Origin of the sequence: Aerococcus urinae, from assembly GCF_001543175.1 — a bacterium.
GTDB lineage: Bacteria > Bacillota > Bacilli > Lactobacillales > Aerococcaceae > Aerococcus > Aerococcus urinae.
In genome coordinates, this window is the sequence record NZ_CP014161.1 from 449,556 (window position 1) to 469,551 (window position 19,996).

Consider the following 19,996-nt stretch of genomic DNA (forward strand, 5'->3'; position numbering starts at 1 on the left):
TCAGTGATGTTGACCCAATGATGACAATTGTCATAAAAATGTAATTTATTTAATAATTTCTCTAGAAATATACAAATTGTTTGCTACAAATGGTTTTTATCGTGTCATACTTTAGTAATTTTATAAAATATGATTAAATTGTGAACTTTATGTGCTTTATTCATACAAAAAATAAAAATATCTGTTAAAATGAGAGATATGAGGGAGAGCGGTGATAAAATTTTGCACGGTAATCGCAGCTTATAACTAGGCTGAAATTCTTTACTAGTGCACTGGCAAAGAAAGATAAATATTAAATATAACAATTACTTAACGTAGTGTATCTATCACTCAATTTTGTAATGGGAGGTCAATATTATGAAAGACTTGAAAAAATTATTATTAGGCGCAGCGGCTACAACCGCAGCAGCTGGTGTATTCTTCGCTTCTGACGTTGCGGTTGCTCAAGCAGCTGAAACTTATAACGGCGTAACTTATGACTATGACGCTAATGCTAAAACTAGTGAAATGACTAAGTCAGACGCTGTTCATACTGCTAAAGAAGCAATTAAGCACTATGACGCTGCAAGTGCCGATGCTAAGGATGCAGAAAACAAGATTGTTTCTCAAGAAAAAGTTGTTGCCCAAGAAGAAGCTGACCTTACAGCAGCTAAAGAAAACTATGACAACAAGCAAGCAGCTTTAGATGAAGCTAACAAATTAGCTGGTACAGATGCTAAAAATGAGCAAGAAGTTATCAATGCTCGTAACGATGCTTTAGATAAAGTTGGTAAAGCTTACGAAGATAAAGTAGCTACTATCGATAAAGAATACACTGACCGTGTAACTGCTAACAACCGTGCAGAACAAGAAGCACAAGAAGCTGTTAACACTGCCACAACTAATGTTAACAATGCTCAAGAATTAGTTGATAATTCAGCAGACGCTTCTGATGAATTGAAGACTCAATATGAAACTGACTTAGAAGCTGCTAAGACCGCTCTTCAAGAAGCTCAAAACGCTTTAACAAAGGCAACTGACTTCAAGAAAGAAGACAATGAAGCTGCTAAGAAAGACCAAGAAGAAGCTAAGGCTGTTGCTAAGAATGAACTTGATGAACAAATTCGTCAAATCCAATTTAAATATAACTTAGATGGCGAAGGCGGTAACGACCGTTACAAACAATCCGGTTTAGAACAAGCTGTTAAAGACGCTAAAGCAGCAAAAGATGCTTTCGAAGAAGCTGAACAAAACTTAAAACTTGCTCGTACTAACTTAAACGTTTACCAAGAACAATATCGTTTAGCTCAAGCTCAAGCAGATAAAGCAGCCGGTTACTTAGCTCAATTATCATTAGACCAAAAAGTTGACGTTAACGAAGACTTACAAATTGCTGATAAAGAACTTCAAGCAAACTTAGAAGAACTTATCGGTAAAGGTTCTGAAGAAGTTGCTAAGGAAATCAAGGATGCTGAAGGTCGTGCAGAAGCCGCTCAAAACGCTCTTGACGAATTAGATAAGGGTGAAGAAGCAGCTGCAGACGAAAAAGATCCTAAGGCTGAAGAAAACGAAAAACCAACTGAAGAAGATCCTGAAGCTGAAGGCAAAAAAGATAACGCTAAAGCTGATAAAGACAACAAGAAAGATGGCAAAGACGCTAAAGTTGTTGTCGCTAACGAAAAAGATGAAAAAGCTAAGAAAGAAGCTAAAGCTGAAAAAGCTAACGCTAAATTACCAGCTACTGGTGTAGTTGCTGGTTCTGTTGCTGGCTTAGGTGTTGCTTTAGTAGCTGCTGGTTCAGCATTCGCTTTCCGTCGTCGTAAATAATTAACTAGCTCTTTAGAGAATAGTTAATAATATCTTAATTGCTTAAAAAGCGTGCAAAATATCATACTCTCCCTCTAGTGAACCTTGGTGCTTCGGCGCCAAGGTTTTTTGTATGTGTGCCTGGCATGGGCGACAACTCGGTGGTGAAAGTCCACTACAGGCCTTTGCAGTAGGAACTGTTAGCCAAAGACAAGGGTGTCCACCGTGAGGTGGAATCTGAAGGAAGTTGGAGGCAAATACTTGCACTGACGTACAGAAACTTCATAAAGAAAGGCTGTCAAAAGATGGATGAGCTTGCCTAACAAAGTGAAGTCCAATACTGCACGAATCTGAGACAGTAGATGAAGCAGTGACATGAGTAGAAAGTTGTCGTTCTTACCCAGGGAGATCTCACAGACGGCGCAGGAGTCCCCTTATAAGAAGCCGGTCGAAAAAGGTTTACTGTAAGAAGTCAGCCGAAGTCATAGTAGTTTCCAGAGGAAACGAAGGACTGAACAATATCCATGTTTATTTAGATGGGAGGTAGCTCAATTATGGGAAAAGCAGAAAAGTTGCGAAAGCAACGCAGCCTACAGAGAAATAAGGTGGAACCTGAAAAGTATGCAGGTGTGCTTAGTAGTAGAGCTATTGAATATATGAAAAGACATGATGGGTCTCTAATGAGTCTCGTTGTCAGAGAAGAAAAACTCATGCGTGCGGCTCAATCGGTTCGAAAGAACAAAGGAGCAGCTGGTATTGATGGTGTTTCCGCAAAAGATGCGGAAGCCGAAGTAAGAAAGTATCTTAGACCCTTACAACAGAAACTGATGAATGCAACATATAAACCTCAACCGGTCAAGCGGGTAGAAATCCCTAAGGCCAATGGAGGAGTTCGTCGATTAGGTATTCCTGTTGTCAGGGATCGCATTGTTCAACAAGCCATTCGACAAGTGATTGAACCAATCATAGATCCTCAACTATCACCTTATAGTCATGGTTTTCGTAAAGGCAAGAGTGCACATAGTGCACTGAAACAATGTGTCGACTATTACGAAACAGGCTATAAAGTTGTGGTTGATTGTGATCTGAAGAATTGTTTTGATAATTTTAATCAAGATAAAATGATTCATTACTTGGAACAAATGGTAAAAGATCCAGCGATATCACGTATTCTTAGACGTTTTATGAGTGCAGGTGTTATTGATCTGATGGGTCAATTGATTAACAGTCATACGGGCACCCCTCAAGGGGGTGTCATTTCACCGCTTCTATGTAATGTTTATTTAAATGAATTGGATAGAGAATTAGAACGTCGTGGACATCGTTTTGTGCGTTACGCAGATGACTTTGCGATTTTCGTCAAATCTAAGCGAGCAGGAGAACGTGTGCTAAAAAGTATTACTACTTACATTGAAAAAGATCTTCGATTAACCGTTAACCATGAGAAAAGTCAAGTGGGTTCGCCAACCCGTTTAAAATTCTTGGGTTGCCTTATCATGCCTACCCGAAAGGGTTGTCGTTTTCGTCCGACGAATGAAGCGAAGAAGAAATTCAAAGCAAAGTTAAAACGTCTGACAAGTCGAAAGCGACCAGGTCCCTTTAAAACCATTGTAAAAGAGATCAACCAAGTCACACAAGGCTGGATCAACTATTTTGGATTAGGTTATATTAAAACCTATATTGAAGATATAGAACAATGGTTAAACCATCGCCTAAGGCAACTCATTTTGAAGCGATGGAAAAACTGTCGAACGAAGATTATACGCCTCATGCGGTTGGGATTGGATAGTGATAGCGCGAAGCGTATTGCTTTCTCACGCAAGAAATATTGGCGCCTATCCAAGACACCGGAGGTGCACTACGCTCTGACAACAAAAAGACTCCGTCAGTGGGGATTAAAATCATTAACCCTCCTGGCGAAGTCTGCCTATTTAAGATATTGAACCGCCGTATACGGAACCGTACGTACGGTGGTGTGAGAGGTCCTCTGTCCGACTAACGGACAGAGTCCTACTCGATTCTATAGTACCTAGGTGTTGATGAGAATTAAAAGTTCTTTATCAACACTTTTTGCTTAAAATTTAAAAAATCATAAAAAGAAATAGAAATAAAGGATAACTTTGTTAAATTAACATTTCTGTAATTAAATTGTAAAATTTGTAAATATAGATTAGAATCCTTATTAAGACTAGCTTCAGTGTGTCAAAAATATGACATATTAGCCAGAAAATACTAAAAGTGTGAAGATTTTGCGAAGTATAACTTGAATATAATTGAATATGTACTAAAATTAATTTATAGAGGGAGATAAAAAATTTACTTGCACGAAAGTTCAGCGATAAATAAGCTGACATTCTTTACTAGTGCACTGGCAAAGAAATATATGATTTTGTAATGGGAGGTCAATATTATGAAAGACTTGAAAAAATTATTATTAGGCGCAGTAGCTACTACTGCTGCAGCTGGTGTGTTTTTCTCAGCTGAAGCAACTGTTGCTCAAGCAGCTGAACCAACCCTCACCGCTGCTGAAAATCCTTTCGCAGGTAAAAAAGTAGTTCATGGTGCAGAAAATAACGCAACCGATAATAAAGAAGAAGTAAAACCCAACGAAGAAAAACCAGCTGAAAAACCAGCTGAAAAAACTTCAGATAAAGGTCCTTTAACCAAAGCAGAAGCACCTTTTGCTGGTAGAGAAGTTAAAAAACCTCAATTTACTGAAGCAGAAGCACCTTTTGCTGGTAAAACACAAGGTGAAAAATTCACCGAAGCAGAAGCACCTTTCAAAAATAAACAAAAAGGTACTGAATTAAATTCTGCAGAAGACCCATTTGGTGCAACAAAAGTGAATAAAGTTGCTCCAACTACTTCTTATGAAGCTGTTCCACATTACTTTAATAGTTTGAAAGAAGCTTTAGGAGCATATCCTGGTTCAAAACCATTATATGATAATGCAAGTAAAAAATATGTTGTATATACCGATAAAGGTCAATTAGTTAAATATGAATTCAATACTTTAGAAGAAGCTACGAATGCATTCCCTAACCTAGATCCTTTAGCTGAAAACGGTAAATACTACGTATATACAACTCAAGCTCCATTATTAAAATATGTGTTTGATACTCAAGAAGAAGCATTTAACGCTTTCCAAGATGTAGAACCTCTATTTGAAAATGGTAAATATGTTGTTTATACACAAGCATCACCTAAAGTTAAATATGAATTTAAAACTGTTGAAGAAGCATTAGCTGCTTTCCCAGGTTCAAATCCATTGGCTGAAGGTGACCACTATGTAGTTTACACAACTATGAAACCAGTAGAAGGAACAGTTGCTGAAAAAGTTCCTGGTAGCGTTGTTAAACCTAAAGCTTTAAACCCTGAAACTGGCGAACCTTTAAACCCTTCAGCACCAAAAGCTGAAAAAACATCTGCTGATAAACCAGCTAATGAAGCTCCTAAAGCTAAAGGAGAAAAAGGTAAGGAATCAGGTAACAAGAAGAATACTGATGGCAAAGTTGTCGTAGCTAACGAAAAAGCTAAGAAAGACAACAAAGCTAAGAAAGACGCTAAAGCTCAAAAAGCTAACGCTAAATTACCAGCTACTGGTGTAGTTGCTGGTTCTGTTGCAGGCTTAGGTGTTGCCTTAGTTGCTGCTGGTTCAGCTCTATCTTTCCGTCGTCGTAAATAATTAACTAGACCTTAAGCGAATAGTTAATAGTATCTAAATTGCTTAAATAAAGGTGCAAGAATATCTTACTCTCCCTCTAGCGGACCTTGGTGCTTTCGTGCCAAGGTCTTTCTTTGTTTATAGCCGGAAAAGGGCTATGAATCGGTCGTCTCTTCGTAAATGACTGTGCTATAATGAATAGCGAATTGAGAAGGGATGTGGCAAGATGCGGATTATAGCCGGTGAATTTGGGGGGATCCCCCTACAAGCGGTGCCAGGATCAAATACCCGGCCCACGACAGATAAGATTAAGGAGTCCATGTTTAATATTATTGGTCAATACCTAGATGGCGGGATTGTCCTTGACTTTTATGCGGGGTCAGGAGCTCTGGGACTGGAAGCCTTATCGCGGGGAGCTGATGAGGTTTATGCTTTTGAACGTTTCTGTAAGGCCCAAGAAACAATTGCTAAGAATGTGGGTAAAGCCCATCTTGAAGAGCGTTACCACTTATTGAAGGGTGACAACCAAAAGCAGTTGAAGTTTTTGCGGAAGAAGGCTCCTAACTTACAATTTGACTGGGTTTTCTTAGATCCGCCTTATAAGGGCCAACATTTGGAAGACTTGCTCCTTCAGTTCCAAGAAGAAGGCTGGCTCAGTGACCAAGTCACAGTGGTTTGTGAGCTGGATAGTCAAGATAACCTGCCTGACATCGTGGGAAACTTACACGTCTTTAAAAATGCGACTTACGGCCACACCCGGGTGGTTTGCTATCGTTTTGCTGCATAGGGCATTCAAGCTGATTTCATGAAATTGAAGTCAGCTTTTTTCGTTAACTGATGCTTTCTTTACGGATGAATAAGTAGAGAAAGAGGTGTCGCTATGCAAGCGTGGTGGGAAGAATTAAAGAACTTATCCTTTGCAGAAATCATTGAAAATTATGGCAAATTACTGGTCGGAGCCTTGGTCGCTGGGGTTTTATTGGTGGCTGTTTTGTTTTATTTTGTTTTTGACCGGGTGCTTAGTCCAGCTGGTCAAGCCCCAGTAGCCGCAACCGCCTTGGTGGAATCAGTTGATCTAGAGGAAAATAGTCAGCCGGAGCCGTCCGTGACAGACCAAGCGGAAGGTGGCGAAGCTGGGAATTCAGAGGGGCAGGGAGACGATTTAATCTATGTGGATGTCAAAGGGGCAGTCAAGTCCCCTGGCCTATACCAAGTTCAAGCAGGTGATCGTGTCCTCGATGCCATTGATTTGGCGGGTGGACTCAATGACCAAGCCGATTCTAAACGGATTAATCTCTCCCAACGCCTCCAGGACCAGATGGTGGTCTATGTGCCGGCCTTGGATGAAGAGGTGGGAGCGGATGACTTGATGGCTATAACTCCTGCTTTGTCTGAGGATGGCCCAACTGCAGGAAGTAGCCAGGGAGATAGTCAGAAGATCAATATCAATACTGCTGACGCCAGCCAACTCCAAGAAATATCCGGCATAGGGGAGAAGAAGGCGGCTGATATTATCCAATATCGGGAAAGTAAGGGGTCTTTTCAAACGATTGAGGAGATTACCGAAGTCTCTGGTATTGGCGACAAGACCTTTGAGAAGATCAAAGAACAAATTACTGTGAATTAAGATGAAGACGAAGATTTTTTGGTTAGCCTTGGGCATCCTCTTACTGACAGCCCTCATGTTGGCGCCTTCGGTTTGGACCCTGGTCTTCTATCTTTGGTATTGGGGCCGGGTAATTGCCTTAAAGAAGAAGGGACTGGTCAAGTGGCTACTTGTCAGTCACTGTCTGATGGCTGCCTATCTTTATCTCCTTAGTCAACGGACGTCTCATTTTACTGGAGGGGAGGCTGCTTTAACTTTAGAAGTGGCTATCGATAACTTGAAGGTGGAAGGGGACTTAGTCCAATTTCAAGGCCAAGAATTGGCAACGGGGGAAAATTTTCAAGTCTTTTATTACTTAAAATCTGAGGCTGAGCAGGCGGCTTGGTTAAATCAAGAGCGATCTTTTCAAGTCAGTCTCCTAGGCCACTTAACCCCTCCCAACGGCCAGCGTAATTTTCATGGTTTTGACTACCAGGTCTATTTGAGTCGGCAAAACATTGATTGGGTCTGTGAGGTAGAAAAGGTTCAAGAACTGGCTGATTTACCCTATTGGTCTTATTTTTGGCCCAACTTTCGCCAGAGCATATATGCCTATTTACAGGGCTTGGACTTAGGAATCTTGGCGGATTATTTCCAGGCTCTCTTTTTGAATGATAAGTCCGGCATTGACCAATCGGCCATGGCTGCCTACCAGGAAATTGGGATTATTCATTTATTTTCCCTATCTGGTTTTCATGTCAACTATTTATTAGCCTTGTTGAAGCGGTCACTTCTCCGCCTGGGGGTCTTAGTAGAACACTACCAATGGATTGCCTTAGTAGTCTTACTGCTTTATGGCTGTTTACTTGGCTTACCTTATGGGATGATTCGGGCTATTGGGTCTTATCTTTACGCCTTCATTCAAAGGCGGGCCGACCGACCTGTCGATCCCTGGGCTGGCCTAGCCTGGTCGCTATTATTTATCCTCCTTATCCATCCCCAGGCCATCTTTTCTTTGGGTTTTCAGTTGTCCTATGCTCTAACTGCTACCTTATTAATTATTAAACAAGCACCGCCCTTTAAGCAGGCCTGGCAGGAAGAATTCATCTGTTCTTTGGCCTGCACCTTGGTCACCATTCCTTTCCTCATTATCAGTCAGGCTGGTTTCTCTTGGTTAGCCTTGTGGGTCAATTACTTTTATTCCTGGCTATTTTCTGTCTGTCTTTTTCCTGGCCTTCTTTTGGTAGTGGCTTTAGGAATAGGAGGATTAGGCTGGCTAGTGTCCCTAGTGGCCTGGCCCTTGTCCTGGCTGGTCCTTCATCTAGAGAAAGTGTCGGTCTTTTTTAGTGACCTGCCAGGATTTTACTGGCTAACTGGACATCTGCCTTTTATCTTTGTCCTGTTTTATTGCATGATATTGGCTTATTGGTTAGATCGGCAAGTCTTAGCCAAGAGGAAAGGGCGAGGCTGGGTGGCCTTGGCTCTTACTCTCATGTTCTTGTATCTTTTCCCTCATTTATCCCCTCTAGGCCAGGTAGCTGTCTTAGATATCGGTCAAGGGGATTGTATCCTCGTCAAACCGCCGTTTTCTGCCTCGGCCTATTTGATTGATGCGGCTGGCAGGCCCACTTTTCCCAAAGAAGACTGGCAAAAGCGACCCAGACGGACCTTGTTTGAAAGTCAAATTCAGCCTGCCTTAGCCGCCCAGGGAGTCCGCTCACTAGCCGGGCTATTCTTGACCCATGGCGACTTTGACCACTATGGGTCGGCACCTGAAATCATTAGCCAAATCTCGGTAGACAATCTCTATTTACCTATTGGCATGCAGGAAGATCATGAAGTCCTAGCCATCTTGGATCAGGCGCTCAAAGTCAGTAAGAATCCCCATATCCAAGTGGTCTGGCTCCAAGCTGGCCAAAGTCTAAGTCTCAATCGGTCCATGGCCTTGGAAGTCCTGATGCCAGAAAAACCAGGACCAGGGGAGAATGAAGATTCCTTAGCTATGTTAGGTAGGATGGGTCCCTTGACTTTTCTTTTTACTGGAGATATCGATGGGGCTGCTGAGATCCAAATGGCAGAAAAGCTTAATGGACCGATCGATGTCTTGAAGGTAGCCCACCATGGCTCTGACCATTCCAGCCCTAGTGATCTAATCGCCCAATGGCAACCCCACTATGCCTTGATTTCAGTGGGAGAGAATAACCGCTACGGCCATCCCAGTGACCGGGTAGTCGATAATCTAGCTGCAGTCAAGGCAACAACTTTCCGCACTGACCGGGATGGGGCTATCCATTATTTTTACCTGGGAAGGCATTATGTTTTTAAGACGGTAAAAGCAGCGGGGGAAGAAGATTTTATTGGAGATTGACTTGTTTAATGACAAAGTCGGCCTTGTCAGTTAAAATAGATGGGATGTGAGGAGGGGCGTCATGACTTTTCAAAGTACCATACAGAAAATTAAGGCAGGACAAGTGGATCCTATCTACCTTTTATTAGGGGAAGAGAAGTTTTTGATCCAAGAATTTGAAAATCAGTTAAGTCGAGCGGTCATTGGGGACCAAGAAGCGGTCAGTGATTTTAACTTTGTCCGCTTAGACTTAGAAGAACATTCCTTAGAAGAGGCCCTGGTAGAGGCCAATACCATTTCCTTTTTTTCTGAGCCTAAGATTATCTGGCTGACTAATCCGGTCTTTTTGAGTACGGAGAAGGGGAAGAAGGAGGAAAATACCCAGGCCCTCTTGGACTATCTGGCTGAACCGGCCCCTGACGTGACCCTGGTCTTTGTCTGTGATTTTGAGAAATTAGACGGGCGCAAAAAGGTTGTTAAGCAAATAAAAAAAGCCGCCAATCTGGTCGACGTTTCCTTGGCGGATGAGTCCACCACGACTAACTATATTAAAGACTATGTCAGAAATGCGGGCTACTTGATGGATCGTTCGGTTTTACAGCTTTTTTTGGAAAGAACCAACTATCAGCTATCGAGTGCCATGAATGAATTGGAGAAGCTCTTTCTCTTTGTGGGTCAGGAAGACCGTATCACTAAGCACGATGTCGAGACCGTGGTTTCGCCTTCCTTGGATAATAATATCTTCCACTTGACCGACTATGTCATGGCCCACCGCCTGGAAGCGGCCTTGGACTTGTATCGGACCCTGATCCAGGAAAAACACCAGCCTATTGCGATTTTGGCCCTTTTAGAGGCTAACTTTCGACTTTTTAGCCAAATTGCACTTCTTTCCCGCACGGGTTATGACCAAGGGGCAATAGCCAAGAGCCTAGGCGCCCATCCTTACCGGGTCAAGATGAGTATGAAACAAATGCGCTCCTACGATGGCAAGCAATTACTAGCAGCCTACCAGGACTTGGTGGAGTTGGATTATGAGATTAAGTCAGGCCAGGTAGATCCTAACTTAGGCATTGAATGGTTTATCTTGCGCTTTGCGGCCTAGTCAGCGAAAGAAATACACAAAAAAACACCGCTTCTTCAACGGCTTAGGCCAGTTAAGAGAAGCGGTGGCTTTTTTAATTACTTGTTTAATTTTTGAGCCATACGTGAATTAATACGGCTTGCTTTATTAGCGTGGATTAAGTTCTTAGAAACTGCTTGGTCCACTAATTTTTGAGCATGTTGGTGTAATTCTTCGACGTTATCTGCGCCTTCTTGGACAGCAGTTTCGAAACGTTTAATAGCGGTACGCATTTCGCTGACTTTTGCAGAGTTTACTGCAGCGTTCTTTTCGTTTTGACGTACGCGTTTAATAGCTGATGCAATGTTTGCCATGGAGTCCACCTCTTTCTTTTTTCGCTTTTTCAAGTGAACAGGTCACTAACATGAATATTATACAGAAATTTGACCAGGCTGGCAAGAGAAATTTTACTTAGTCCTTGGAAGCTTAAAATAGGGTTTAGGCCCTAGTCGTGATAAACTAGATAGGAGAAAAGAAAAATGGAGTGAAGTAAAGTGGACGGCAAGTTTGAATTAGTATCATCCTACCAACCCAGTGGGGACCAACCCCAAGCCATCAAAAAACTGGTTGAAGGAGTAGAGAATAACGATAAGGCCCAGGTCCTTTTGGGCGGTACCGGGACCGGGAAGACCTTTACCATGGCTAATGTCATTGCGGAGACTAACCGGCCGACCTTGGTCTTAGCCCATAATAAAACCTTAGCGGGGCAACTGTATTCAGAGCTCAAGGAATTCTTCCCCCATAACGCAGTCGAATACTTTGTCTCTTACTATGACTACTACCAACCGGAAGCCTATGTGCCTTCCAGCGATTCCTATATTGAAAAATCAGCCTCGGTTAATGACGAGATCGATAAGCTCCGCCACTCAGCCACCTCATCGATCCTGGAACGCCGGGATACCATCATTGTGGCTTCGGTGTCCTGTATCTACGGTTTAGTGGACCCGATGGAGTATAAAAACCATCTCCTTTCCATCCGCCAAGGCCAAGAAGTTGACCGTAATGACTTTATGCGGCGTTTGGTGGATATGCAGTATGAGCGTAATGACATTGAGTTCCGCCGTGGGACTTTCCGCGTCCGCGGGGATGTGGTGGAAGTCTTCCTGCCTTCCCGCGATAGTGAAGCCATCCGGGTAGAGTTCTTTGGTGATGAAATTGATCGGATTCGTCAAGTTGATGTTTTGACCGGTGAAGTCAAAAATGACGTCAAACACTATCCCATCTATCCGGCCACTCACTTTGTGGTGGATTATAACAAGATGCAAAGAGCGGTTGACTCCATTGAGGCGGAATTAGAGGTCCAATTGAAGAAGTTTAATGACGAAGGCAAACTTCTAGAGGCCCAACGTCTGGAACAGAGAACTCGCTATGATATTGAAATGCTCTTAGAAATGGGCTATTGTAACGGGATTGAGAACTATTCCCGCCATATGGACGGTCGGGCTCCGGGTCAACCCCCATATACCTTGCTGGATTTCTTCCCTGATGATTACCTCCTCATGGTGGACGAATCCCACATGACCATGCCCCAAGTACGCGGCATGTATAACGGCGACAAAGCTCGTAAGGAACAGTTAGTGGATTATGGTTTCCGCCTGCCTAGTGCCTTAGACAACCGGCCTTTGAAATTAGCTGAATTTGAAGAACGGGTCAACCAAGCTATCTATGTTTCCGCTACCCCTGGGGACTATGAAATTGAGAAGTCTAATGGCGAAGTTGTGGAACAAATTATCCGGCCAACTGGTCTCTTAGACCCTAAAGTGGAAGTTCGCCCGATTAAGGGGCAAATTGATGACTTGATTAGTGAAATTAATGAGCGGGTAGATAGAGGCGACCGGGTCTTTGTCACCACTCTGACCAAGAAAATGTCGGAAGACCTGACCGATTACTTAGAGGAGGTCGGCATTAAGGTGAAATACCTGCACTCGGATATTAAAACCCTCGAGCGGACCGAAATTATCCGTGACCTCCGTCTGGGCGTCTTCGATGTCTTGGTGGGGATTAACCTCTTGCGGGAAGGGATCGATGTGCCAGAAGTCTCTCTGGTGATTATCCTCGACGCGGACAAGGAAGGCTTCCTCCGTAATGAGCGCTCACTTATCCAAACTATTGGCCGGGCGGCTCGGAATGAGAATGGCCACGTGATTATGTATGCTGATACCGTGACTGGGTCTATGCAGGCGGCTATTGATGAAACTGCTAGACGGCGGGCCATTCAAGAAGCTTATAACGAAGAGCATAACATCACCCCGAAAACCATCCAAAAAGAAATCCGTGATTCCATCCGCATTACCACAGCGGTCAATAGTGAAGAAGAGAACGAATCACTCATGGATACCATCCGGGGCATGAACCGCAATGAAAAAGAAGAAGCGGTTCACAATGTCGAATTAGAAATGCGCCAAGCGGCTAAAGACCTGAACTTTGAGAAAGCGGCTGAATTGCGGGATATCATCTTAGAACTCAAAGCGGAATATAAGATTAAATGATATTACTCAATTAAATAAACTATGCTTACTAACAGTAAATAACCATAAAAGAATAGCTCCCCTTTGCCTAATTAAGCAAAGGGGAGCTATTTGCTCTTCAGATTTATCTTTTGTTTTTGACTAGCCCTTATTGTCATCACTAGGGTCAGGCTCTGCTTCCAATTTCTCTAAATCGTCAGCTAAGTCCTTGCCTTCAGCAGTGTCTAAGCTAGTGATGAAGCGGTCCTGTGTGTCTGGATCCTCACTCTTACTTTGAATCACGTGGAGCTGGGGGCCGCTTTTTTCTTTGGTTTGTTTAGCCCTTGCTTGGTCATCTTCTGTGGCTGTCGCTTGACTAGCATCAGGGTCAGCTGGCTCGTCTTTAATGGCCCTCGGAAAAGCAGGTAAGAGAGTGCTGGATAAGCTTAACCAGGCTACCCCTAAGGATAAGCCGGCCACGATGTCGGAAAAATAATGAACACCCAGATAGACCCGACTGAGGGCAATGGCCAGACAGAGGATCCCTGTAGCAATTCCTAAAATTTGGCGCTTCTTATAAGAACGGACAAAGTAAAAAGCAATTAAGCACAAACCGCCATACATTAAGACGCTCCCCATGGAATGGGCGCTAGGGAAGGAATAACCGCCTTGTTCGATGAGGGGTTGGATAAAGCTAGGCCGAGGGCGTTTAACAATATATTTAATACTTTGGTTACCGAGCAGGACGCCAAGAATCAGTTGGCTAGAAAACCAAATCCCTAGGAAAGGGTACCTGAAGTAATAGAGAATGGCACTAATAATGAGAGCGGCAATAATAATATACACCGTGGTCCCCATTTCAGTGAAGTAAGTGACAAAGGTCTGCCACCACTGGGGTCCCCAAGCAAACAGTGCTCCGCCAATCGCCTGATCAGCCCCTTGGATAAAGGCAGGATGGATAGCTGCCGTTAAACAAATTAAGGCGAAGGGGATCAAAGCAAGTAGCGAGCCGAGTAAATGGGGGAAGAATGTTCGATCTAAATGTTTCATAAGACTTCTCCTTTATTATAATTATCTTTATTTTAAGTGAAAAACTGGAAAAAGGCCAAAAATTGATGGGAATGTCGAGTAAAATTAGGGATATTTCTTGCAAGTTTAACCGATTTCTCGTATAATGACTGCTGTGCTATAGCACAACCATTTTCTTGGTCAGCCGAATCACCAACGGCTTACTCAGACTATGGAAGAATACAAGAGAAAGAAAGGTGAATATAATGGCATTAACTAAAGAAGAAAAAGACGCTATTATCGAAAAATACGCAACACATGAAGGGGATACTGGTTCTGCTGAAGTACAAATTGCTTTATTAACTGCAGATATCAACAACCTTAACGAACACGCTAAAACTCATAAGAAGGACCACCATTCCTACCGTGGTTTAATGAAGAAAATCGGTCACCGTCGTAACTTACTAGCTTACTTACGTAACAAAGACGTTACTCGTTACCGTAACTTGATTAAGAGTTTAGGTTTACGTCGTTAATTGAAGCGAAAGGGTTCCAAGCCCACAAAAAGCGAGATTCTTTGGAGTCTCGCTTTTTTTAAAGTAAAATCTAGATAAAGCCCCTATATTGACCTCTTACTAATCAAAGTTATGTGCTTTAGAAAAAACATATAACCTTGCTTAGTAGGTGGTTGGGGTAGAAAAGGAGTAAATATGTCTGAAAAACAAGTATTTAAAATGAATTGGGCGGGCCGTCCGCTCCAAATCGAAGTCGGTCAACTGGCTAAACAGGCTAATGCTGCGGCCCTGGTCCGCTACGGAGATACTGTCGTCTTAACCGCTGTTGTTGGGGCTAAGGAAGCCAAAGAAGGGCAAGATTTCTTCCCTCTTACAGTGAATTATGAAGAAAAACAATATGCTGCGGGGAAAATCCCTGGTGGCTTCATTAAAAGAGAAGGCCGGCCAACCGAACACGCCACCCTAACTGCGCGTTTGATTGACCGTCCCATCCGTCCCATGTTCCCCGAAGGCTTCAAAAATGAAGTCCAAGTCATTAACACCGTCATGTCGGTGGATAATGACTGTAGCCCTGAAATGGCAGCTATGTTAGGGTCGTCAGTGGCCTTGACCATTTCGGATATTCCCTTCGATGGTCCCATTGCTGGAGTGAATGTGGGCCGTGTAAATGGCAACTTAGTCATTAATCCAACCCTGGACCAACAAGCCCAATCTGACTTGGAACTGACCGTTGCTGGGACTCAAACTGCTATTAATATGGTGGAATCCTCTGCCCAAGAATTAAGTGAAGAAGAAATGTTAGAAGCCTTGATGTTTGGTCATGCCAACATTAAGGAACTTTGCTACTTCCAAGAAGAAATCCGCCAAGCAGTTGGCCAAGAAAAAATGCCTTTTGAGGCGGAAGCTTTTGCACCAGAAACTGAAGCGGAAGTCTATACTCGCTACCATCAAAAAATGGTTGATGCTATCCAAATCTTTGACAAGTTAGAACGTGAAGAGGGCGTTCAAGCGGTTAAGGACGAAATGATTGAGTTTTACGATAGCCAATTCTTAGATGACGAAGACTTTGTCGCTAAACATAATCAAATTGTGGCTCTAGCTGATAAGTTAGAGTATGATGAAGTTCGCCGTCTGATTACCGAAGATAAGGTCCGTCCGGATGGGCGTAAAATTGACGAAATTCGTCCTCTCTCTTCCGAAGTAGGGCTCTTGCCACGGGTTCATGGGTCCGGTTTATTTACCCGGGGACAAACCCAAGTCCTCTCCGCATGTACCCTAGCCCCCCTATCTGAATACCAACCCTTGGATGGGATTAGTCCTGAAACCGAACGGCACTTCATCCACCACTACAACTTCCCCCAATATTCAGTGGGATCCACTGGACGTTACGGTTCACCAGGTCGTCGGGAAATTGGTCACGGGGAATTAGGTCACCGGGCCTTACAACGCGTGATTCCTTCTCAAGAGGAATTCCCTTATACCATTCGTTTAGTCGCTGAAGTCTTAGAATCTAATGGCTCTTCTTCCCAAGCTTCTATCTGTGCGGGGACGCTGGCCTTGATGGATGCTGGTGTACCGATCAAAGCACCCGTAGCGGGGATTGCCATGGGCTTGATTATGGACCCAGAAGATAACGACAAATATACTATTCTGACCGATATCCAAGGCCTCGAAGACCACTTAGGTGATATGGACTTTAAGGTAGCCGGAACCAGACAAGGGATTACCGCCCTGCAAATGGATATTAAAATCAAAGGAATCACTGAAGATATCCTCCGTGAATCCCTAGCCCAAGCTAAAGTTGCCCGGATGCAACTATTGGACCACCTCCAAGGCACCTTGGATGCGCCACGTGACCATCTCAGCCCTTATGCACCGAAGATTAAGATGATTCAAATTAAACCTGAAAAGATCGGTGAAGTGATCGGTAAGGGTGGCGAAACCATCGATAAGATTATCGAAGCTACCGGAGTCAAGATTGATATCGATGACGATGGCCAAGTAAGTATTTCTTCGAGTGATGAGGCTATGATTGATAAGGCGATTGAAATCATTGAAGAACTCACCTTGGAAATTGAAGTCGGCCAAGTCTTCACTGGGACCGTTACTCGGATTGAAAAATTTGGCGCCTTCGTCCAATTAACCCCTAAACAAAACGGGATGGTTCACATTTCAGAACTCCAACATAAACGCACCAATAAGGTGGAAGATGTGGTCCAAATTGGTGACCAAGTCAAAGTCAAAGTTATTGAAGTGGATAACCGCGGACGGATCAACCTCTCCATGAAAGCTTTGACCGATAAAGACGCTGAATAAGTTTAAATTTTTTATATTGAGAAGGCTGGGACAAAAGTTCCAGCCTTTTTAAGGTGCGCCTGGCATGGGCGACAACTCGGTGGTGAAAGTCCACTACAGGCCTTTGCAGTAGGAACTGTTAGCCAAAGACAAGGGTGTCCACCGTGAGGTGGAATCTGAAGGAAGTTGGAGGCAAATACTTGCACTGACGTACAGAAACTTCATAAAGAAAGGCTGTCAAAAGATGGATGAGCTTGCCTAACAAAGTGAAGTCCAATACTGCACGAATCTGAGACAGTAGATGAAGCAGTGACATGAGTAGAAAGTTGTCGTTCTTACCCAGGGAGATCTCACAGACGGCGCAGGAGTCCCCTTATAAGAAGCCGGTCGAAAAAGGTTTACTGTAAGAAGTCAGCCGAAGTCATAGTAGTTTCCAGAGGAAACGAAGGACTGAACAATATCCATGTTTATTTAGATGGGAGGTAGCTCAATTATGGGAAAAGCAGAAAAGTTGCGAAAGCAACGCAGCCTACAGAGAAATAAGGTGGAACCTGAAAAGTATGCAGGTGTGCTTAGTAGTAGAGCTATTGAATATATGAAAAGACATGATGGGTCTCTAATGAGTCTCGTTGTCAGAGAAGAAAACCTCATGCGTGCGGCTCAATCGGTTCGAAAGAACAAAGGAGCAGCTGGTATTGATGGTGTTTCCGCAAAAGATGCGGAAGCCGAAGTAAGAAAGTATCTTAGACCCTTACAACAGAAACTGATGAATGCAACATATAAACCTCAACCGGTCAAGCGGGTAGAAATCCCTAAGGCCAATGGAGGAGTTCGTCGATTAGGTATTCCTGTTGTCAGGGATCGCATTGTTCAACAAGCCATTCGACAAGTGATTGAACCAATCATAGATCCTCAACTATCACCTTATAGTCATGGTTTTCGTAAAGGCAAGAGTGCACATAGTGCACTGAAACAATGTGTCGACTATTACGAAACAGGCTATAAAGTTGTGGTTGATTGTGATCTGAAGAATTGTTTTGATAATTTTAATCAAGATAAAATGATTCATTACTTGGAACAAATGGTAAAAGATCCAGCGATATCACGTATTCTTAGACGTTTTATGAGTGCAGGTGTTATTGATCTGATGGGTCAATTGATTAACAGTCATACGGGCACCCCTCAAGGGGGTGTCATTTCACCGCTTCTATGTAATGTTTATTTAAATGAATTGGATAGAGAATTAGAACGTCGTGGACATCGTTTTGTGCGTTACGCAGATGACTTTGCGATTTTCGTCAAATCTAAGCGAGCAGGAGAACGTGTGCTAAAAAGTATTACTACTTACATTGAAAAAGATCTTCGATTAACCGTTAACCATGAGAAAAGTCAAGTGGGTTCGCCAACCCGTTTAAAATTCTTGGGTTGCCTTATCATGCCTACCCGAAAGGGTTGTCGTTTTCGTCCGACGAATGAAGCGAAGAAGAAATTCAAAGCAAAGTTAAAACGTCTGACAAGTCGAAAGCGACCAGGTCCCTTTAAAACCATTGTAAAAGAGATCAACCAAGTCACACAAGGCTGGATCAACTATTTTGGATTAGGTTATATTAAAACCTATATTGAAGATATAGAACAATGGTTAAACCATCGCCTAAGGCAACTCATTTTGAAGCGATGGAAAAACTGTCGAACGAAGATTATACGCCTCATGCGGTTGGGATTGGATAGTGATAGCGCGAAGCGTATTGCTTTCTCACGCAAGAAATATTGGCGCCTATCCAAGACACCGGAGGTGCACTACGCTCTGACAACAAAAAGACTCCGTCAGTGGGGATTAAAATCATTAACCCTCCTGGCGAAGTCTGCCTATTTAAGATATTGAACCGCCGTATACGGAACCGTACGTACGGTGGTGTGAGAGGTCCTCTGTCCGACTAACGGACAGAGTCCTACTCGATTAGCAAGGCTAATCAAAACCTACTTCAGGCGGACGCTTACTCTTTGACGCGCTTGCCGTACTCTTTTTTGCCTATTGATACTTTACAATGAAGTTAATTTGTGAAAGCCTTGATAATTTGGTAAAATGAGTTATAAGCTTGATCAAACATGAAAATAGAGGGAGTGTAAACATGACAAAGAAATATAATATCGCTATTGTTGGTGCGACTGGAGCTGTGGGCGAACAACTCCGTTATTTATTAGCGCAATCCAAGATTCCTTATGACAAGGTGCGTTTACTGGCTTCTAGCCGTTCTGCTGGAAAAGAATTAAGCGTGGGCGATGAAAAATATACTGTAGAAGAATTAACTGCTGATTCTTTTGAAGGTATCGATATTGCCTTTTTCTCAGCTGGTGGCGATCGGTCTAAGGAATTTGCGCCTAAGGCCGTTGAAGCTGGAGCAGTTGTGGTGGATAACACCAGCGCCTACCGTATGGACGAAGACACTCCTTTGATTGTTCCAGAGGTTAACCAAGAAGCCATGGATAACCACCACGGTCTCATCGCTAACCCGAACTGTTCAACCATTCAAATGGTGATGGCCTTAAGACCAATCGAAAAGGCTTTCGGCTTAAAACGGGTTATTGTTTCGACCTATCAAGCGGTTTCTGGCGCAGGGACTCGGGCTGTCTTAGAAATGGAAAATCAATTCCGTGATATCTTATCTGGTGATGCGATTGATGAGCCTAAAATTTTACCGGTGGCTGGCGATAAAAAACATTATCAGATGGCCTTCAATGTCCTGGCACAAATTGATAAGTTCCAAGACAACCACTACACTTTTGAAGAAATGAAGATGACCAATGAAACTAAGAAAATCTTAGGTCGTCCGGATTTACCCGTTTCCGCAACCTGTGTCCGAGTACCAGTCGTTAAAGGTCACGCTGAATCCGTTTATATCGAAATTGACCGTGATGATGTGACCATTGAGGACTTGATGGCTGTTTTAAACCAAGCAGACAATGTGATTGTGGAAGATGACGTGAAGCAACAAGTCTATCCGCAACCCGTTAATGCAGTCAACCGTCCTGAAACCTTCGTTGGACGGATTCGCCAAGACCTGGATGTGAAGAATGGCTTCCATTTATGGATTGTTTCCGATAATTTATGGAAGGGTGCGGCCTATAATTCCATCGAGATTGCCGAAACTTTAATTGCTCGGGATTTGATCTAAAAGCTATAAAAGATGAAGTGAGCATCTTTATCAATAGGTTATAAAGATGCTTCTTTC

The 19,996-nt window shown here is 43.2% G+C and carries 14 protein-coding genes; 12 read left to right on the forward strand and 2 right to left on the reverse strand.

The window, feature by feature from the left end; translation table 11 throughout:
- The first annotated feature begins 357 nt into the window (after positions 1-357).
- The 7 genes from AWM73_RS02010 (at position 358) to holA (ending at position 10,483) form a co-directional block, all read left to right on the forward strand.
- Entirely contained in the window at positions 358-1,806 is a 1,449-nt protein-coding gene (locus AWM73_RS02010; RefSeq protein WP_060777856.1) for an LPXTG cell wall anchor domain-containing protein, read from the forward strand.
- Between the two features lie 533 nt (positions 1,807-2,339).
- Entirely contained in the window at positions 2,340-3,728 is a 1,389-nt protein-coding gene (ltrA, locus tag AWM73_RS02015) for a group II intron reverse transcriptase/maturase (RefSeq protein ID WP_235585862.1), read from the forward strand.
- 467 nt (positions 3,729-4,195) lie between these two features.
- Positions 4,196-5,470 carry an LPXTG cell wall anchor domain-containing protein gene (locus AWM73_RS02020; RefSeq protein WP_060777857.1) on the forward strand — a complete coding sequence of 425 codons (1,275 nt, stop codon included), beginning with the start codon at positions 4,196-4,198 and terminating at the stop codon, positions 5,468-5,470.
- A gap of 184 nt (positions 5,471-5,654) precedes the next feature.
- Positions 5,655-6,236, forward strand: a complete 582-nt coding sequence (rsmD, locus tag AWM73_RS02025) for a 16S rRNA (guanine(966)-N(2))-methyltransferase RsmD (RefSeq protein WP_255204086.1) — start codon at positions 5,655-5,657, stop codon at positions 6,234-6,236.
- A 93-nt stretch (positions 6,237-6,329) separates the two neighbouring features.
- Entirely contained in the window at positions 6,330-7,076 is a 747-nt protein-coding gene (locus tag AWM73_RS02030; protein ID WP_060777859.1) for a helix-hairpin-helix domain-containing protein, read from the forward strand.
- Between the two features lies 1 nt (position 7,077).
- On the forward strand, positions 7,078-9,402 hold the full coding sequence (locus tag AWM73_RS02035; protein WP_060777860.1) for a DNA internalization-related competence protein ComEC/Rec2: 2,325 nt from the start codon (positions 7,078-7,080) through the stop codon (positions 9,400-9,402).
- 61 nt (positions 9,403-9,463) lie between these two features.
- On the forward strand, positions 9,464-10,483 hold the full coding sequence (gene holA, locus AWM73_RS02040) for a DNA polymerase III subunit delta (protein ID WP_060777861.1): 1,020 nt from the start codon (positions 9,464-9,466) through the stop codon (positions 10,481-10,483).
- Between the two features lie 77 nt (positions 10,484-10,560).
- Here holA and rpsT read toward each other — a convergent pair whose 3' ends face one another.
- Complete coding sequence (gene rpsT / locus AWM73_RS02045; protein ID WP_060777862.1) at positions 10,561-10,815, reverse strand: 30S ribosomal protein S20; 255 nt, start codon at positions 10,813-10,815, stop codon at positions 10,561-10,563.
- A gap of 180 nt (positions 10,816-10,995) precedes the next feature.
- On the opposite strand from rpsT, the gene uvrB reads away from it, so the two are divergent.
- Positions 10,996-12,990, forward strand: a complete 1,995-nt coding sequence (gene uvrB / locus AWM73_RS02050; RefSeq protein WP_060777863.1) for an excinuclease ABC subunit UvrB — start codon at positions 10,996-10,998, stop codon at positions 12,988-12,990.
- A 120-nt stretch (positions 12,991-13,110) separates the two neighbouring features.
- On the opposite strand, the gene AWM73_RS02055 is transcribed toward uvrB, so the two are convergent.
- Entirely contained in the window at positions 13,111-13,998 is an 888-nt protein-coding gene (locus tag AWM73_RS02055) for a phosphatase PAP2 family protein (RefSeq protein ID WP_060777864.1), read from the reverse strand.
- A 224-nt stretch (positions 13,999-14,222) separates the two neighbouring features.
- Between AWM73_RS02055 and rpsO the strand changes: the two genes are divergently transcribed.
- The 4 genes from rpsO to AWM73_RS02075 all read left to right on the forward strand — a co-directional run bounded on the left by rpsO (position 14,223) and on the right by AWM73_RS02075 (position 19,939).
- A complete protein-coding gene (rpsO, locus tag AWM73_RS02060; RefSeq protein WP_013668480.1) occupies positions 14,223-14,492 on the forward strand; it encodes a 30S ribosomal protein S15 in 270 nt (89 codons plus the stop codon).
- 174 nt (positions 14,493-14,666) lie between these two features.
- Positions 14,667-16,787, forward strand: a complete 2,121-nt coding sequence (gene pnp / locus AWM73_RS02065) for a polyribonucleotide nucleotidyltransferase (RefSeq protein ID WP_060777865.1) — start codon at positions 14,667-14,669, stop codon at positions 16,785-16,787.
- Positions 16,788-17,259: 472 nt separating this feature from the next.
- Complete coding sequence (gene ltrA / locus AWM73_RS02070) at positions 17,260-18,648, forward strand: group II intron reverse transcriptase/maturase (protein WP_230082297.1); 1,389 nt, start codon at positions 17,260-17,262, stop codon at positions 18,646-18,648.
- A gap of 247 nt (positions 18,649-18,895) precedes the next feature.
- On the forward strand, positions 18,896-19,939 hold the full coding sequence (locus AWM73_RS02075) for an aspartate-semialdehyde dehydrogenase (RefSeq protein WP_060777866.1): 1,044 nt from the start codon (positions 18,896-18,898) through the stop codon (positions 19,937-19,939).
- Positions 19,940-19,996: the final 57 nt, after the last annotated feature.

What these genes read in the sequence shown, in the direction of transcription:
- AWM73_RS02010 (WP_060777856.1), top strand. Translation starts at nt 358, where the DNA reads ATGAAAGACTTGAAAAAATTATTATTAGGCGCAGCGGCTACAACCGCA.
- ltrA (WP_235585862.1), top strand. Translation starts at nt 2,340, where the DNA reads ATGGGAAAAGCAGAAAAGTTGCGAAAGCAACGCAGCCTACAGAGAAAT.
- AWM73_RS02020 (WP_060777857.1), top strand. Translation starts at nt 4,196, where the DNA reads ATGAAAGACTTGAAAAAATTATTATTAGGCGCAGTAGCTACTACTGCT.
- AWM73_RS02030 (WP_060777859.1), top strand. Translation starts at nt 6,330, where the DNA reads ATGCAAGCGTGGTGGGAAGAATTAAAGAACTTATCCTTTGCAGAAATC.
- AWM73_RS02035 (WP_060777860.1), top strand. Translation starts at nt 7,078, where the DNA reads ATGAAGACGAAGATTTTTTGGTTAGCCTTGGGCATCCTCTTACTGACA.
- holA (WP_060777861.1), top strand. Translation starts at nt 9,464, where the DNA reads ATGACTTTTCAAAGTACCATACAGAAAATTAAGGCAGGACAAGTGGAT.
- rpsT (WP_060777862.1), bottom strand. Translation starts at nt 10,815, where the DNA reads ATGGCAAACATTGCATCAGCTATTAAACGCGTACGTCAAAACGAAAAG.
- AWM73_RS02055 (WP_060777864.1), bottom strand. Translation starts at nt 13,998, where the DNA reads ATGAAACATTTAGATCGAACATTCTTCCCCCATTTACTCGGCTCGCTA.
- rpsO (WP_013668480.1), top strand. Translation starts at nt 14,223, where the DNA reads ATGGCATTAACTAAAGAAGAAAAAGACGCTATTATCGAAAAATACGCA.
- pnp (WP_060777865.1), top strand. Translation starts at nt 14,667, where the DNA reads ATGTCTGAAAAACAAGTATTTAAAATGAATTGGGCGGGCCGTCCGCTC.
- ltrA (WP_230082297.1), top strand. Translation starts at nt 17,260, where the DNA reads ATGGGAAAAGCAGAAAAGTTGCGAAAGCAACGCAGCCTACAGAGAAAT.
- AWM73_RS02075 (WP_060777866.1), top strand. Translation starts at nt 18,896, where the DNA reads ATGACAAAGAAATATAATATCGCTATTGTTGGTGCGACTGGAGCTGTG.